Below are 14,733 nucleotides of genomic sequence, written 5' to 3' on the forward strand. Positions count from 1 at the left end.
TCAGTTGTCGCCAGACTCGCGGCGCAAGGCTGTCGGCGAAGCGCCGAACTCGCGCAGGATGGCGGCGCAGAAGGCGCTCTGCGAGCTGTAGCCGACACGCGCGGCGATCTCGCCGACCGGCAGCGCGGACTCGCGCAACAGGCCGAGGGCGAGCCGTAGCCGCCGGGTGCGGATGTAATCCATCGGTGTCTGCCCGCACTCGGCCATGAACCGTGCATGCAACCGGGCGTTGGACAAGCCGGCGATGCGCGCCAGGTCGGCGACCTCCAGCGGGCGGGCGGCGTAGCGATCGATATGCGCGTCGAGGGCCGCCAGAGGCAGGCGCTTTTCGGCGATCACCACAGCCGGAGCGTTCAGGCTGGCCAACAGCAGCACCGCGCCCTGGCGGGCGATCAGCGGATCCTGCACCGGGCTGTTCGCCAGCCAGTCGACCAGGCGGCCCTGGCTGGCATTGAGCGCCAGCGAACCGGCCCGGTCGATCAGCCGTCGGCTGGCGTCGGCGTGTTCCCCCAGCGATTGCACCAGCCAGTGCTCGTCCGGCACGTCGAGTACAAGGCAGCGGCTGCCGTCCGGGCTGCCGCAGGTGTGATGGGCATCGTAGGGGACCACCGCGACGCTCTGCTGCACCACCCGGCTGCCGCGGCCCTCGATCTCGAAATCGAGCCGGCCGGACAGGCCGAACACCAGCTGGGCATGGGCGTGGCTGTGGACGATCAGTTCTTCGCTGTATTGGCGCAGGGTCAGGAACGGGCCCATGGCGGTCTCCTCGGCAGAGGTTCAGTCTACACCGGTTGGGCCGGTTCGGCGGCTGTCACAAGACTGTCGTTTGCCTGTCATGGTCAGTTCACTGCCCCGGTGCAAGCTCAGGAAAAATCCGGAGAATGCCCATGACCCGTGCGGAGCTCGCCAAACCCAGTCGCAAGCAGCGTGTGCGAACGCTGTGGATTTCCGATGTGCATCTCGGCACCCGGGATTGCCAGGCCGAGCATCTGTCGCAGTTTCTCAAGGGCTATCATGCCGACCGTATCTACCTGGTCGGCGATATCATCGACGGCTGGAAGATGCGGGGCGGCATGTACTGGCCCCAGGCGCACACCAACGTCATCCGCCGCCTGCTGACCATGAGCAAGCGCGGCACCGAGGTGGTCTACGTCACCGGCAACCATGACGAATTCCTGCGTCGCTACTCGAAGCTGATCCTCGGCAATATCCAGCTGGTGGACGAAGCCGTGCACGTGACCGCCGATGGCCGCAGGCTGCTGGTGATCCACGGCGACCAGTTCGATGTGATCACCCGTTACCACCGCTGGCTGGCGTTTCTCGGCGATTCGGCCTACGAGTTCACCCTGACCCTCAACCGCTGGCTGAACCATTGGCGGGCGCGCTACGGCTATGGCTACTGGTCGCTGTCGGCCTACCTGAAGCACAAGGTCAAGACCGCGGTGAATTTCATCAGCGACTTCGAGGAAGCCATCACCCACGAATGCGTGAAGCGTGGGCTCGATGGCGTGATCTGCGGCCATATCCACCATGCCGAAATCCGCCAGGTCGGCGACGTGGAGTACCTGAACTGCGGTGACTGGGTCGAATCCTGCACGGCACTGATCGAGCACTGGGACGGTACCATCGAGCTGTATCGGCTGGCCGATGCCCAGGCGAAAGAGGCCCAGCTCAGGCTGGACCTGCAGAAGGTCACTCAGCCTGGCTGAGCCCCCGACACCCTTTTTTCCCTAGAAAGGGACGCGCCCGAGCAACATGTCTCGGTACATGACGAAATCGCCCAGCAGGCTGTAGAAAGGATGCTGAAAGGTTGCCGGGCGATTCTTCTCGAAGAAAAAGTGCCCGACCCAGGCGAACCCGTAGCCGGCCAGTGGCAGCAGGGGCAGGAGTGCCCAGGCACCGCGACCGATGATCAGCGCGAGAATGAAGATCACCAGGGTGGTCCCGACGAAATGCAGGCGGCGACAGGTGCTGTCGGCGTGCTCGTTCAGGTAGTACGGGTAAAACTCACTAAAGCTGTTGAATTTCCTGGCGTTTTCCATTGAGTACTCTCCGTACTTCTTATTGGCGGCGTTGGGTCGCTCCTTGGGGAGCCTGTTTCAGTCTAGATTTGTGTGGCGGTGACGACCAGTGACAATAGGCGCCACTTTAGTATCCTTGGGCCATCAGTCGTTGTATGCGGCACACCATGTAAAGAACAGGCCATGAGCGAGAGAACCACTTCTGCAAGCTGGGCGATGGGGATTGTCAAGGCGTTGGAAATGGACGGTCTGGATTGCCGGGCCCTCTTCCAGCAGTTGGGGCTCGATTACGCCGCACTGGAGGACCCCGATGCACGTTTCCCCCAGGACTCGATGACGCGCCTCTGGCAGCGTGCGGTGGCGCTTTCCGGCAACCCGGCGATCGGCCTGAACATGGGCAAGGTGGTACGTCCGGCGTCCTTCCATGTCGCCGGCTATGCGTTGATGTCCAGCCGGACCCTGGCCGAAGGATTCATGCGCCTGGTGCGCTACCAGCGGATCATCGCCGAGAGTGCGGACCTGAGTTTTCGCCTGCTGCCTGAAGGTTATGCGCTGATCCTGACCGTCCACGGTGATCATCTGCCGCCAACCCGGCAGAGTGCCGAGGCCTCACTGGCCTGTGCGCTGTCGTTATGCAGTTGGCTGACCGGGCGAGCCCTGCAGCCGCGCAAGGTGCTGCTGCAGGGCTCGCAACCGGAGGATATCAACCCCTACCGCCAGGCGTTCCACGCGCCGCTGGTGTTCGATGCGCCCTATGATGCGCTGATTTTCGAGAAGGCCGACATGGAAGCGCCGTTACCGACGGCCAATGAGGCCATGGCCCAGTTGCACGATCGCTTCGCCGGTGAGTACCTGGCCCGTTTTTCCGAGAGCCGGGTGACCCACAAGGCACGGCAGGTGCTGTGCCGGTTGCTGCCCCAGGGCGAGCCCAAGCGCGAGATCGTCGCGCAGACCCTGCACCTGTCCCAGCGTACCCTGCAGCGGCGCCTGCAGGAGGAGGGCACGAGTTTCCAGACGCTGCTCGACGACACCCGCCGCGAGTTGGCCGAGCAGTACCTGGCGCAGCCGCGCATGACCCTGCTGGAGATCGCCTACCTGCTCGGCTTTGCCGACCCGAGCAATTTCTTCCGCGCCTTCCGTCGCTGGTTCGAGGTGACGCCCGGCGAGTACCGGGCGCGGCTGCAGGGCACGGTGGTGCCGATCAGTGACGCCAGAACGCCGGAATACACAGCACGAACACTGTGATGATTTCCAGGCGCCCCAGCAGCATGCCCACCGAGAGGATCCACTTGGCGCCATCCGGCAGGCTGGAGAAGTTGCCTGACGGGCCGATCACCTCGCCCAGGCCCGGGCCGACCCCGGACACGGTACTGGCGGCACCGGTCAGTGCGGTCATCCAGTCCAGGCCGATCAGCGACAGGGCCAGGGCAATGGCGCAGATGGTGATGGCGAAGAAGAAGGAAAAGGTCAGGATCGAGCGGACGATTTCCTCGTCGAGCCGGTGACCGTTGTACTTCTGCTTGATCACCGCCCGCGGGTGGATCAACTGGTTGAGGTTGGCCTTGAGCAGGATATAGGCGACCTGGAACCGGAAGATCTTGATCCCGCCTGCCGTCGACCCCGAGCAGCCGCCGATGAAACCCAGGTAGAAGAACAGCATCAGCGAGAAATTGCCCCACAGGCTGTAGTCGCCCAGGGCGAAGCCGGTGGTGGTGACCACCGAGGTCACGTTCAGCGCCACGTGGCGCAGGGCGTCGAGCCAGTGCAGGTCGGTGGTCCACCAGTACCAGGTGCCGAGGACCAGCCAGGTGACCAGCAGCAGCCCCAGCAAACCCTGGACCTGCTGATCCTTGATCAGGGCCTTGCGGTGCCCGCGCAGGGTCGCGACATAGAGGGTGAACGGCAGGCTGCCGAGAATCATCACCACCACTGCGACCCAGTGCACCGCCGGCTGGTGCCATTTGGCCAGGGATTGATCGGAGGTCGAGAAGCCCCCCGTGGAAATCGCCGACATCGAATGGTTGATCGCATCGAACAGGCTCATGCCGGCCCACCAGAAGGCCAGGGTGCCGAGGATGGTGATGCCGACATAGGCGGTGACGATCAGCCGGGCCACCATGTGCGAGCGCGGCATGACCTTCTGCGAGCGGTCCGAGGACTCGGTCTGGAACAGACGCATGCCGCCGATGCGCAGCAGCGGCAGGATCGCCACCGCCATGCCGATGAAGCCGATGCCGCCCAGCCAGTGCAGCAGCGAGCGCCAGATCAGGATGCCGGGGGACATGTCGTCCAGGCCGCTGAGCACCGTCGAGCCGGTGGCGGTGATGCCCGACATGCTTTCGAAGAAGGCGTCGGCATAGCTGGTGTGCAGGGTCAGCAGGAACGGCAGGGCGGCAAAGACGCACACCACCACCCAGCTCGACACCGTGAGCAGGTACATGTCCCGGGGACGCAGGTGCACCTGTTCCGGGCGCCCGGGGATCACCAGGGCCAGGCCGGCCACGAAGGTGAGGGTGCTGGCCCAGAGGAACGAGGGCAGGTCGCCGGTGCGGTCGAAAATCACCAGGGTCAGCATGGGCACGACCATGCTGATGGCGAGGGTGATCAGGAATATGCCGATGATGAAACCGATGATGCGCAGGGTCGGCAACGCCATGAAATGAGCTCTGGGCAGGGAAAGGCGGTCATTCTACCTGCGGACCTGTCCATGTAAACCGCCAGGGCCTGGGCAGATATGGCTAGAATAGCCGCACATTTTTCCTCAGGAGGTAGCCCATGGAGGCTCTCGACAATTTGCTCAACCGTGTTTCCGCACCGCGCCTGCTCGACCCGGCACCGACGGCGGCCCAGCGCGAAGTGCTGTTCCAGGCGGCCATGCGGGCGCCGGACCACGGCCAATTGCAGCCGTGGCGCTTCCTGACCGTGGAGGGCGCGGCACGTGAGCAGTTGGGCCAACTGCTGGCCGAAGCCGTGCAGGAAAAGGGGGGCGAGGTGACCCAGGCGGCGCTGGACAAGGCCCACGCGATGCCCCTGCGGGCACCGTTGGTGGTGGTCGTGGTGGCGCGCCTGCAGGAGCACTTCAAGGTACCGAAGTCCGAGCAACTGCTGGCTGCCGGCTGCGCGGCGCACGGCATCCTGCTGGCGGCGCACGCCCAGGGGATCGGCGCGGTCTGGCGCACCGGCGAGCTGTCCTACTCGCGGCATGTGGCCAAGGGCCTGGGCTTGAGCGATGACGAGGAAGTGATCGCGTTCCTCTACCTCGGCACGCCACAGAACGAACTGCGGGCCGCGCCCAAGGTCGACCTGACGCAATTCGTCAGCGCCTGGTCGGCCTGAGGCCTTCAGGCTCTTTCGCTGCAGGAGCCGGGCTTGCCCGCGAAAGGGCCGGCAAAAGCACCCCAAATCCCCCGGCCTTCGCCTCAGGCCGTTGCGGCTCCCGGCTCCAGCGGCAGGTCCAATGTGGCGATAAAACCGCCCTGCGGATGATTGGCCAGGGTCAGGCTGCCGCCGTGGCGTTCCGCCGCCCGCCGGGCAATCGCCAGGCCCAGGCCGTGACCCGCGGCGGTCTGGCCCGGGGCACGGAAGAACGGCTCACCCAACTGCGCCAGGTGCTCGGCTTCGACGCCGGGTCCGTGGTCACGCACGCTGATTTCGATCCGCTCGCCCTGGCGTCGGGCCAGAACCTCGATGGCCTGGCCGTCGGGATTGAAACGCTGGGCGTTGCGCAGCAGGTTGTCCACCGCCCGTTCGATCATAGTCGGCCAGCCTCGCAGGCTCAGCGCCTGCTCGGCCTGCAACTGCACCGGTTGCTGCGGGTTGCCGAGCAGGGTTTCCTGTTGCAGTTCCTGCAGCAGCTGATTGAGGTCGACCTGTTCGGCGCTGGCCTGGTCGGCATCGACACGGGCCAGGGCGAGAATTTCACTGATCAGCGCTTCCAGCCGATCGCACTCGCGGGTCAGGCGTGGCCACAGTCGCTCGCGTTCCTCGGGCGACGAGCGCTCCGCCAGGGCCAGGGCGATCTTCAGGCGCGCCAGTGGCGAGCGCAGTTCGTGGGAGACATCGCGCAGCAATTGCCGCTGGCTGCCGATCAGGCTCTGCAGCCGTGCCCCCATCAGGTTGAAGTCCTTGGCCAGCACGCCGAACTCGTCGCGACGCGAGGCCAGCCTGGCCAGGCTGTTCTGTTGGTAGGCGGTCTGGCCCAGGTCATGCACCGCGCCGCGCAGGCGACTGAGCGGGCGGGTGATCGACAGGGTCACCAGCAGGCTGAACAGGGTCAGCACCACCAGCGCGATCCCCAGGGCACTGAGTGGCCAGAGCAGGCTGCCGCGGTGCCAGGCATCCAGTTCCGGGTGCGGGATACGGTAGATCAGCAGGTAGGTGTCGCCGCTTTTCGGACTGGTGTACTCCACCGTCAGCCGGCGCCAGGGCAGGCGTCGATCATCGTTGTGCTGGCGGGCCTCGAAGGCGGCCGCGCGGCGCGGGAAGGTACCGCGTACCACCGGGTCGCCGCTTTCGTTGAGCACCTGGACGTCGATGTGGTACTGCTTCTTGCGTTGTTCGAGGATGTCCTGGGCGGCGTCCTCGCCCTGTTCTTCGTAGGTCTGGGTCCAGTCCTCGGCCAGGGTCGCCAGGCCCGGGTGGCGGCTGAGAATCCAGGCATCCTGGTTGAGCATGTGCCCGAGCAGAATCGACAACCCCGCAACAAGGGCAATGGCCAGCCAGAAGCTGGCCAGGATGCGCCAGAACAGTGAACGCACGGCAAGTCCTCAAATCAATCCGGTGGAAACAGGCAAAGCCCGGCGGCGTTGGCCGTCGGGCGGGTGGCCTGTGTGGCGGATTCGGATACTGGAATCAACCGTACAGGCCACTGTACAGCGGATTATTGCGCCTTTTGCGCGTGCTGTGCTTTCCAGGCCTTGAATTCGGCCCATTCGGCGCGGCGTTCGGCGCGTTTTTTCTGGATCTCGTCGAAGGTCTTCTGCTGGTCAGGCTTGAGCAGGGCGCGGATTTCCCCGTCGGTTTTCTGGCGGGCGGCGTCCAGCTCGCCCTGGAAGGCCGCCTGGTCGGCTGGTGAGAGCTTGGCCAGGTACTTCTCGGTGAGTTCCTTGCGAGCGTGCATCTGTTCGCCCATCAGCCTGCCGATGGCATGACGCTGTTCGCGGCTCAGGTCCAGTTGGCCGTAGGGGGCTTTCCAGTGAGGCTCGCCGCCATGAGGGCCACCAGGGCCGCCCAGCGGGCCACCACCTTCGGGCATGGCCATGGCAACGGTCGGCAGGGCTGCAGCGAACATCAGGGCGATAAGGGTCTTGCGCATGGTGTTTCTCCTTGTCTCGGTTCCGGTCGGTCCGGGTGAGTACAGATTAAGGAGATCAAGGTCAGCGGCGGTCAGCGGAGGGTAAAGCTTGGGTAAAGACGTTTTGCGGGGGAGCTGACATTGGAGGTGGATGGCCACCAAAGGCGGTCATCCACCCCTCGCATCAGGGTGCGTAGTAGTACCCGCGACTACGCAGCGCCACAATCCGCGGCCTTCCATCCGGATGCGGGCCGATCTTCTTGCGCAGGTTGCTGACATGCATGTCCAGGCTGCGATCGTAGAGGGTCAGCTTGCGACCGAGGGCGATCTGCGCCAGTTCCTGCTTGTCCAGCGGTTCGCCCGGCTGTTGCAGCAACGCTTCGAGCAGGCGGCTTTCGGAGACGGTGAGGGTAAAGTCCTGCTGATCGATGGTGACCACGCCGCGTACCGGGCTGAAACACAGGTCGCCCAGCTCCAATTGGCTCGGGGTTGCGGTCGGATGACTGCGGCGCAACACGGCGCGCAGGCGGGCGGTCAGTTCCCGTGGGTCGCAGGGCTTGGCCAGGTAGTCGTCGGCGCCCAGCTCCAGGCCGAGGATGCGGTCCAGCGGCTCGCCCCGGGCCGACAGCATCACTACCGGCAGTTCCGGATGATCGCTGCGCAACTGCTTGAGCAGTTCCAGGCCACTGCCATCGGGCAGCATCACGTCCAGCACCACCGCCGCCGGGGAACTGTCGGCCAGGGCCTTGCGGGCGCTGAGGCCGTCGTGGCAGGCACGTACCTGGAAGCCTTCCTGGCTCAGCCAACTGCTCAGGAGTTCGCACAGCTCCTGGTCATCGTCAATCAGTAACAGGTCGCTCATGAAGTTCTCGATAACAGATCGCCCTCGGGCGCTCTCAATTCAACCATTGCCGACGTTGTCGGCGTCCGCCACTGGCGAAGATACCGCAGAGCATGGCCAGGAGTGCAACTCCACCGCCGGTGATGAACCATTGCTGCTGGTCGGTCAGCAGGCGCGGAGCCGGGTTGGCCAGCGCTTCCTTGAGTTGCAGCTTGAGGCGTTGGTTCTCCTGGCGCAAGCGGCTCAGTTGGGGGCTTTCGCGTTCGGCATCGGCGCTGGACAGTTGCTTGCCCAGCTCTTCGCGCAAACGCTCGCTTTCCTTCAGGCGCTGCTGCAGATCGTTGATCTGGCTCGCGGCGCTCAGCGACAGCGGTACGGCGTTGCCCGCACTGCCTTCCTCGGCCAGGGCGGTCGCACCCAGCGACAACGTGATCAACAGCAGACACAACGGACCTTTACGCATCGGAAACTCCTGATTCCAATCGGTATTCAGGATGTTGTCGGCTGTCGGGCGGGAATAATGAGCGATTGCCTGCACGACACCCGGCCAGTGGGGGGCGTGCAGGCCGGTATCACGGCAGGGTCCGGCGGAACGGCTTGACCACGACGTTGTCGTAGACGCCGGCGGCAACGAACGGATCGGCCTCGGCCCAGGCCTGGGCCGCTGCCAGGGAGTCGAACTCGGCGACGATCAGGCTGCCGGTGAAGCCGGCGGCGCCCGGGTCGTTGCTGTCGATGGCCGGGTGCGGGCCGGCCAGGATCACGCGGCCTTCGGCATTGAGCTGCTGCAGCCGCTCAAGGTGCGCCGGGCGTGCCGCCAGGCGTTTTTCCAGGGAATTCTCGACGTCTGTGGCAATGATCGCGTAGAGCATGTCAGTCCTCGGTTTTGGGCGTAGTCGAATCGGCGTCGTGCAGGTGGCGGGACAGGTAGATGCCCTGGCCCACCAGGAACAGCAGGGTCATGCCCAGGCTGCCGAACACCTTGAAGTCGACCCAGTACTGCTGGAAGGTGAAGGCGACGAACAGGTTGGCGGCACCGCAGAACACGAAGAACACGATCCAGGCCAGGTTCAGGCGCAGCCAGATCGGCTCCGGCAGGCTCAGGGCGTGGCCCATGATGCGCTTGATCAGCAGGCGGTCGCCGATGAAATGACTGCCGGCGAAGGCCAGGGCGAACAGCCAGTTGACCACCGGGGCCTTCCACTTGAGGAAGGTTTCACTGTGGAAGGCCAGGGTCAGGCTGCCGAACACCAGGCAGGCGATCAGCGTCAGCCACTGGCTTTTCTCCAGCTTGCGCTGTTTGATGAACAGGGCACCGTAGACCACCAGCGAGCTGACGATCAGCACCGCCGTGGCGCTGTAGATGCCACCGACCGTCACGCTGTGGCCGGCGATGTCGATGAGGCGGGGTTCGATTTTGTAGACGATGAAGAACAGGAACAGCGGGATGAAATCGATGAATTGTTTCACAGTGGCAGCCAGAAGCAGGATGTAGCGGCATAATAACAAACATACTTGTCAGCGAAAGCGCCACCCAGAGGTTATTCAGTTCCCGTGGAAATCGACCTGCACTGCCATAGCACGGCCTCCGACGGCGCCCTGGCGCCAGCGGCTCTGGTTGCCCGTGCGCACGAGAGAGGCGTGCGGGTTCTGGCCCTGACCGACCACGACACCCTCGAAGGCCTGGCCGAGGCCCGCGAAGCGGCGCAGGCCCTGGGCATGCAACTGGTCAACGGGGTCGAGCTGTCCTGCACCTGGGGCGGAGCGACCATCCATGTGCTCGGCTACGGCTTCGATGAACAGGCGCCGCCGCTGGTCGAGGCGATTGCCCGCCTGCATGAGGGCCGTTGGCTGCGTTCCGAGGAGATCGCCCGCAAGCTGGCCCTCAAGGGCATGCCCGGTGCCCTGGAAGGCGCGCGGGCGATCCAGCAGGAGTTGGGTGACAGCGGCAACGCCCCGGCGCGCCCGCATTTCGCCGATTTCCTGGTGCGCGCCGGGTTCGTCAAGGACCGCGCCGAGGCCTTTCGCAAATGGCTGGGGGCCGGCAAGCTGGGCGACGTCAAGTTGCACTGGCCGTCCCTGGAGGACACCGTCGGGACCCTGCGCGCCGCCGGTGCCTGGGTCAGCCTGGCGCATCCCTGGCACTACGATTTCACCCGCAGCAAGCGTCGCAAGCTGATTGCCGACTATATTCAAGCGGGAGGCCAGGCAATCGAAGTGGTCAACGGGCACCAGCCGGCCGAGCAGGTCGGCAGCCTGGCGATCCTGGCCCGTGAATTCGGGCTGCTGGTCAGTGCCGGCAGCGACTTTCATGGCCCTGGAGGCTGGTCCGAGATCGGTGAGTACCGCCCGCTTCCCGACGATCTGCCGCCACTCTGGTGTCGGTTCAAACATGACCAGCCATCAACCGCACGCGTCTGAACAGGAAGACAACGTGAGTCAATTTTTCCAGATACATCCGGAAAATCCCCAGGCGCGCCTGATCAAGCAGGCGGTGGAAATCATCCGCAAGGGTGGGGTGGTGATCTACCCGACCGATTCGTCCTATGCGATTGGTTGCCAGATCGGCGACAAGAGCGCGGTCGAGCGCGTGCGCCGGCTGCGGCAACTGGATGACAAGCACAACTTTGCGCTGATCTGTGCCGACCTGTCGCAGCTCGGCCTGTTCGCCAAGGTCGACACCGGCCTGTTCCGCCTGCTCAAGGCGCACACACCGGGGCCCTACACGTTCATCCTGAACGCCACCCGGGAAGTCCCGCGGCTGTTGCTGCACCCGAAAAAGCGCACCATCGGCCTGCGCATTCCCAGCCACCCGATCGCCCTGGCGCTGCTGGCCGAACTGGGAGAGCCGCTGATGAGCGTGAGCCTGATCCTGCCTGACGCAAGCGAGCCGATGGTCGATCCCTACGAGATCCGCCAGGTGCTGGAGCACCAGGTCGACCTGATCATCGACGGCGGTTTTGGCGGCCTCAAGGCGTCCACCGTGATCAACCTGGCCGACGGTGATCCGCAGGTTGTGCGGGTTGGCTGCGGCGACCCGGCACCGTTCATGGTCGAGGCCTGAATGTCCGCCGTTGAAACTGTCGAGAGCCAGGCCGGAGCCCAGCAGGAACTGCCATTCGCCATGGTCTATGGCCAGGCGGTCATGGAAATGCCGGTGGACCTGTACATTCCGCCGGATGCCCTGGAAGTTTTCCTCGAAGCCTTCGAAGGCCCGCTGGACCTGCTGCTGTACCTGATCCGCAAGCAGAACATCGATATCCTCGACATTCCGGTGGCGGAAATCACCCGCCAATACATGGGCTACGTCGAACTGATGCAATCGGTGCGCCTGGAACTGGCCGCCGAGTACCTGGTGATGGCGGCCATGCTGGCCGAGATCAAGTCGCGCATGCTGCTGCCGCGTTCGGCCGAGGTCGAGGAGGAGGAAGAGGACCCGCGGGCCGAACTGATTCGCCGGCTGCAGGAGTACGAGCGCTTCAAGAATGCCGCCGAAGGTATCGATGGCCTGAGCCGGGTCGGCCGCGAGATCATCGTGCCGCAACTGGACGCCCCCGAGGCCCGTGCGCGCAAGCTGCTGCCGGATGTCGCCCTGGAAGAGGTGCTGATGTCCATGGCCGAAGTGTTGCGCCGTGGCGACATGTTCGAAAGCCACCAGGTCACGCGTGAGCAGCTGTCGACCCGCGAGCGCATGAGCGATGTGCTCGAACGTCTCAAGGGTGGCGGCTTCGTGCCCTTCGTCGAGCTGTTCAGCGCCGAGGAGGGCAAGCTCGGCGTGGTCGTGACCTTCATGGCGATCCTCGAGCTGGTCAAGGAATCCCTGGTCGAGCTGGTGCAGAATGAGCCCTTTGCGGCGATCCATGTGCGTGCCCGCGCCGAATAACGAGCTTAATCAATGAACCTGACTGAACCCCGCGAGCTGGCCCCGCTGCTTGAAGCCTTCCTGTTGGCTTCGGGAAAGCCGCAATCGATGGAACGCCTGTACGAGTTGTTCGAGGAGGGCGAGCGCCCGGAACCGCCGGTTTTCAAGAAAGCCCTGACGATCCTCGCCAAGTCCTGCGAGGGCCGTGCCTTCGAGCTCAAGGAGGTGGCCTCCGGTTACCGCCTGCAGATTCGCGAGAAATTCGCGCCGTGGGTCGGTCGGCTCTGGGAGGAGCGTCCGCAGCGCTATTCGCGGGCGATGCTGGAAACCCTGGCGCTGATCGCCTATCGCCAGCCGATCACCCGTGGCGAGATCGAGGATGTAAGGGGCGTGGCGGTCAACAGTCAGATCGTCAAGACCCTGCTGGAGCGCGAGTGGATTCGCGTCGTCGGCTATCGCGAGGTGCCGGGCAAGCCGGCGATGTTCGCCACCACCAAGGCCTTTCTCGACTATTTCAACCTGAAGAACCTCGACGACCTGCCACCCTTGGCGGAACTGCGCGAGCTGGAACCGGACCCGGTGCTCGATTTCGACGACGCGCCGGTGCCCGAGGGGCTGCAGGCGCTGGCCGATGCCAGTGTCGATCCGGACGCGGAAGACGAGCCGAAGAAGGAGGAGACCAGCTTCCATACCCTGCTGCTGGAGCTGGACTCCATGGAGGAGGGGATCAAGACCGACTTCGACGACCTGCTCCGGGATGGCGAGGCTCCAGCGTCGACGGGGGCGTTTGCGGACGAGCCCGGTTTGTCGTCGCCTGGGGCCTTCGACCTGCCGGAGCGGGAGGAGGAGGCGGAGTCCGGGCTGGATGACGGGTTTGGGGCGGAGCCTGAATCGGAGCCAGACGAAATCGAGGACGGGCCGGAGGAGGACCTGGTCGGTGCCGCCGAAGCCCGCGAGCGTTTGCTGGCTGCGGTCGCCGCGCTGGATGCCGGCAAGCCGGCGCCTGAACCGGCCACCGAACTGAGCGAAGAGGAAGCCGAGGCCCAGGCACTGGCCGAAGCCATCGAGAACGAACGGCGCCAGTGGGAGGATTGAGGTAACCTTGTGTGCGGGGGCCAAGTGTCTTTGGCTCGTCTGCGATGAGCGGTCGGATCGGCTGGTCACGCCATGGCGCCCGGGCATGCCAGGGCACCTGCATGCAGGCCGCCTTCGACGGTTCACGGGCAAGCCCGGCTACTACATGATGCGCAACGTCGAAGATCCGCGTATGATTCGCGGCCCTTCGACGAACCCGTTCGTCCACGACAGTTTTTTATCTCTATCAGGCCAGGCCTGAATCGACACACCGGGAGGTGCCCAGATGAGTGACAACGATCTGCAAGACCAGGACAGCCAACCCATCCGCCCCGCAGGCGAAAAACTGCAGAAGGTCCTCGCCCGTATCGGCGTGGGCTCGCGCCGTGACGTGGAAGGCTGGATCAGCCAGGGCCGGATCAAGGTCAATGGCAGCGAGGCCACCCTCGGCCAACGCGTCGACCTGCACGACGCCATCACCATCGATGGCAAGGTCATCAAGCGCGAAGAGGCCGCCGAGTCGGTGCGCCGGGTGATCATGTACAACAAGCCCGATGGCGAGATCTGCACCCGTGACGACCCGGAAGGCCGTCCGACCGTGTTCGACAAGCTGCCACGGCCGAAAGACGGGCGCTGGATCAACATCGGCCGCCTCGACATCAACACCACCGGCCTGCTGATGTTCACCACCGACGGTGAACTGGCCAACCGCCTGATGCACCCGTCCTACGAGATGGACCGCGAGTACGCGGTACGTGTGCGGGGTGAAGTCGACGACGAGATGATCGAGCGCCTCAAGGCTGGGGTCATGCTCGAGGACGGCCCGGCCAAGTTCACCGACATCCAGCAGGCGCCCGGTGGCGAAGGCTTCAACCACTGGTATCACTGCGTGGTGATGGAAGGCCGCAACCGTGAGGTCCGTCGCCTGTGGGAATCCCAGGGGCTGGTGGTCAGCCGCCTGAAGCGCGTGCGTTTCGGTCCGGTGTTCCTCAACTCCGACCTGCCGATGGGCCGCTGGCGCGAAATGAGCCAGTCCGAGGTCGATATCCTCAGTGCCGAAGTCGGCCTGACCCCGGTGGCGATGCCGCAACTGAACGCCAAGAGCAAGGACAAGCTGGAGCGCATGCAGCGCAAGTCCTCGCGTCCGATGGCCCGGAGCGAGCGTGTGCGGACCCTGCGTCCGGCGATCGGCGACGCTGCCGAGCGTCCGAGTCGCGAGCCGCAGATCGAAGGCGAGCGTCCGGCACGCAAGCCGTCCCGTCAGGATGGCGAGCGGGCTCCGCGGGCACCGCGCCCGGCTGGCCGTGGTCCGGCGAACCGGGGGACGCCGGTGGCCGAGCGCCCGGCGGACAGCAAGCGCCCGGGCAAGCCGGCGCCGAAGTCCAAGCGCCCGGGCATTGGCCTGGTGGACAACGGCACGCCTTCGGGCAAGCGGCGTGGTGCACCGGCCGGTTCCGGCCAGCGTCCCGGCTTCGGTCGGCGCAAGCCTGAATAAGCGCCAAGCGTCTTGAGAAAACGCCAATCGTCCGATTGGCGTTTTTTTTTTGCAGATTTTTTTCGCTGCGCGAAGTGGAAAATTTTCGTTACACGTCGTCAGGAAAAATTGACGAGTTAGTCGGGAAAACCCCCTGAATTCATTGGC

The 14,733-nt window shown here is 64.8% G+C and carries 17 protein-coding genes; 8 read left to right on the plus strand and 9 right to left on the minus strand.

Annotated elements, in window-relative coordinates; all coding sequences use genetic code 11:
- Positions 1–756: an AraC family transcriptional regulator gene (locus PF66_RS24455; protein WP_054064051.1), complete on the minus strand. Its 756-nt coding sequence runs from the start codon at positions 754–756 to the stop codon at positions 1–3.
- Between the two features lie 131 nt (positions 757–887).
- Between PF66_RS24455 and PF66_RS24460 the strand changes: the two genes are divergently transcribed.
- Entirely contained in the window at positions 888–1,709 is an 822-nt protein-coding gene (locus tag PF66_RS24460; protein WP_054061176.1) for a UDP-2,3-diacylglucosamine diphosphatase, read from the plus strand.
- A gap of 21 nt (positions 1,710–1,730) precedes the next feature.
- Here the strand turns inward: PF66_RS24460 and PF66_RS24465 are convergent, their stop codons facing one another.
- A complete protein-coding gene (locus PF66_RS24465; protein ID WP_054064052.1) occupies positions 1,731–2,042 on the minus strand; it encodes a DUF962 domain-containing protein in 312 nt (103 codons plus the stop codon).
- A gap of 162 nt (positions 2,043–2,204) precedes the next feature.
- Between PF66_RS24465 and PF66_RS24470 the strand changes: the two genes are divergently transcribed.
- Positions 2,205–3,266, plus strand: coding sequence for an AraC family transcriptional regulator (locus PF66_RS24470; protein ID WP_054061178.1), 1,062 nt, complete (start codon positions 2,205–2,207; stop codon positions 3,264–3,266).
- Here the strand turns inward: PF66_RS24470 and PF66_RS24475 are convergent.
- Positions 3,223–4,677 (minus strand): TrkH family potassium uptake protein, encoded by a 1,455-nt coding sequence (locus PF66_RS24475; RefSeq protein ID WP_054061179.1) that lies wholly within the window; start codon positions 4,675–4,677, stop codon positions 3,223–3,225. The two genes, PF66_RS24470 and PF66_RS24475, sit on opposite strands and share 44 nt — an antisense overlap.
- Before the next feature lie 119 nt (positions 4,678–4,796).
- Here PF66_RS24475 and PF66_RS24480 point away from each other — a divergent pair, with 119 nt between their 5' ends.
- A complete protein-coding gene (locus tag PF66_RS24480) occupies positions 4,797–5,357 on the plus strand; it encodes an NAD(P)H nitroreductase (RefSeq protein ID WP_054064053.1) in 561 nt (186 codons plus the stop codon).
- Between the two features lie 83 nt (positions 5,358–5,440).
- On the opposite strand, the gene PF66_RS24485 is transcribed toward PF66_RS24480, so the two are convergent.
- The 6 genes from PF66_RS24485 to PF66_RS24510 form a co-directional block, all read right to left on the minus strand.
- Complete coding sequence (locus PF66_RS24485; RefSeq protein WP_054064054.1) at positions 5,441–6,778, minus strand: sensor histidine kinase; 1,338 nt, start codon at positions 6,776–6,778, stop codon at positions 5,441–5,443.
- Between the two features lie 122 nt (positions 6,779–6,900).
- Positions 6,901–7,335, minus strand: a complete 435-nt coding sequence (locus PF66_RS24490; protein WP_054057599.1) for an LTXXQ domain protein — start codon at positions 7,333–7,335, stop codon at positions 6,901–6,903.
- Positions 7,336–7,498: 163 nt separating this feature from the next.
- A complete protein-coding gene (locus PF66_RS24495) occupies positions 7,499–8,176 on the minus strand; it encodes a response regulator transcription factor (RefSeq protein ID WP_054057598.1) in 678 nt (225 codons plus the stop codon).
- Positions 8,177–8,210: 34 nt separating this feature from the next.
- Positions 8,211–8,618, minus strand: coding sequence for a translation initiation factor 2 (locus PF66_RS24500; RefSeq protein ID WP_054057597.1), 408 nt, complete (start codon positions 8,616–8,618; stop codon positions 8,211–8,213).
- 109 nt (positions 8,619–8,727) lie between these two features.
- Positions 8,728–9,027 carry a YciI family protein gene (locus PF66_RS24505; RefSeq protein ID WP_054057596.1) on the minus strand — a complete coding sequence of 100 codons (300 nt, stop codon included), beginning with the start codon at positions 9,025–9,027 and terminating at the stop codon, positions 8,728–8,730.
- A gap of 1 nt (position 9,028) precedes the next feature.
- On the minus strand, positions 9,029–9,625 hold the full coding sequence (locus PF66_RS24510; protein WP_054057595.1) for a septation protein A: 597 nt from the start codon (positions 9,623–9,625) through the stop codon (positions 9,029–9,031).
- Positions 9,626–9,709: 84 nt separating this feature from the next.
- On the opposite strand from PF66_RS24510, the gene PF66_RS24515 reads away from it, so the two are divergent.
- The 5 genes from PF66_RS24515 to rluB all read left to right on the plus strand — a co-directional run bounded on the left by PF66_RS24515 (position 9,710) and on the right by rluB (position 14,586).
- Positions 9,710–10,576: a PHP domain-containing protein gene (locus PF66_RS24515; protein WP_054064055.1), complete on the plus strand. Its 867-nt coding sequence runs from the start codon at positions 9,710–9,712 to the stop codon at positions 10,574–10,576.
- Between the two features lie 13 nt (positions 10,577–10,589).
- Positions 10,590–11,219 carry an L-threonylcarbamoyladenylate synthase gene (locus tag PF66_RS24520; protein ID WP_054057593.1) on the plus strand — a complete coding sequence of 210 codons (630 nt, stop codon included), beginning with the start codon at positions 10,590–10,592 and terminating at the stop codon, positions 11,217–11,219.
- A 120-nt stretch (positions 11,220–11,339) separates the two neighbouring features.
- Complete coding sequence (locus PF66_RS24525) at positions 11,340–12,038, plus strand: segregation and condensation protein A (RefSeq protein ID WP_192842678.1); 699 nt, start codon at positions 11,340–11,342, stop codon at positions 12,036–12,038.
- 12 nt (positions 12,039–12,050) lie between these two features.
- Positions 12,051–13,112 (plus strand): SMC-Scp complex subunit ScpB, encoded by a 1,062-nt coding sequence (gene scpB / locus PF66_RS24530; RefSeq protein WP_054064057.1) that lies wholly within the window; start codon positions 12,051–12,053, stop codon positions 13,110–13,112.
- A 265-nt stretch (positions 13,113–13,377) separates the two neighbouring features.
- Complete coding sequence (gene rluB, locus PF66_RS24535) at positions 13,378–14,586, plus strand: 23S rRNA pseudouridine(2605) synthase RluB (RefSeq protein WP_054064058.1); 1,209 nt, start codon at positions 13,378–13,380, stop codon at positions 14,584–14,586.
- Positions 14,587–14,733: the final 147 nt, after the last annotated feature.

It is taken from the genome of Pseudomonas asplenii (assembly GCF_001293465.1).
Taxonomy (GTDB): Bacteria; Pseudomonadota; Gammaproteobacteria; order Pseudomonadales; family Pseudomonadaceae; genus Aquipseudomonas; species Aquipseudomonas fuscovaginae_B.

What these genes read in the sequence shown, in the direction of transcription:
- PF66_RS24455 (WP_054064051.1), bottom strand. Translation starts at nt 756, where the DNA reads ATGGGCCCGTTCCTGACCCTGCGCCAATACAGCGAAGAACTGATCGTC.
- PF66_RS24460 (WP_054061176.1), top strand. Translation starts at nt 888, where the DNA reads ATGACCCGTGCGGAGCTCGCCAAACCCAGTCGCAAGCAGCGTGTGCGA.
- PF66_RS24465 (WP_054064052.1), bottom strand. Translation starts at nt 2,042, where the DNA reads ATGGAAAACGCCAGGAAATTCAACAGCTTTAGTGAGTTTTACCCGTAC.
- PF66_RS24470 (WP_054061178.1), top strand. Translation starts at nt 2,205, where the DNA reads ATGAGCGAGAGAACCACTTCTGCAAGCTGGGCGATGGGGATTGTCAAG.
- PF66_RS24475 (WP_054061179.1), bottom strand. Translation starts at nt 4,677, where the DNA reads ATGGCGTTGCCGACCCTGCGCATCATCGGTTTCATCATCGGCATATTC.
- PF66_RS24480 (WP_054064053.1), top strand. Translation starts at nt 4,797, where the DNA reads ATGGAGGCTCTCGACAATTTGCTCAACCGTGTTTCCGCACCGCGCCTG.
- PF66_RS24490 (WP_054057599.1), bottom strand. Translation starts at nt 7,335, where the DNA reads ATGCGCAAGACCCTTATCGCCCTGATGTTCGCTGCAGCCCTGCCGACC.
- PF66_RS24495 (WP_054057598.1), bottom strand. Translation starts at nt 8,176, where the DNA reads ATGAGCGACCTGTTACTGATTGACGATGACCAGGAGCTGTGCGAACTC.
- PF66_RS24500 (WP_054057597.1), bottom strand. Translation starts at nt 8,618, where the DNA reads ATGCGTAAAGGTCCGTTGTGTCTGCTGTTGATCACGTTGTCGCTGGGT.
- PF66_RS24505 (WP_054057596.1), bottom strand. Translation starts at nt 9,027, where the DNA reads ATGCTCTACGCGATCATTGCCACAGACGTCGAGAATTCCCTGGAAAAA.
- scpB (WP_054064057.1), top strand. Translation starts at nt 12,051, where the DNA reads ATGAACCTGACTGAACCCCGCGAGCTGGCCCCGCTGCTTGAAGCCTTC.
- rluB (WP_054064058.1), top strand. Translation starts at nt 13,378, where the DNA reads ATGAGTGACAACGATCTGCAAGACCAGGACAGCCAACCCATCCGCCCC.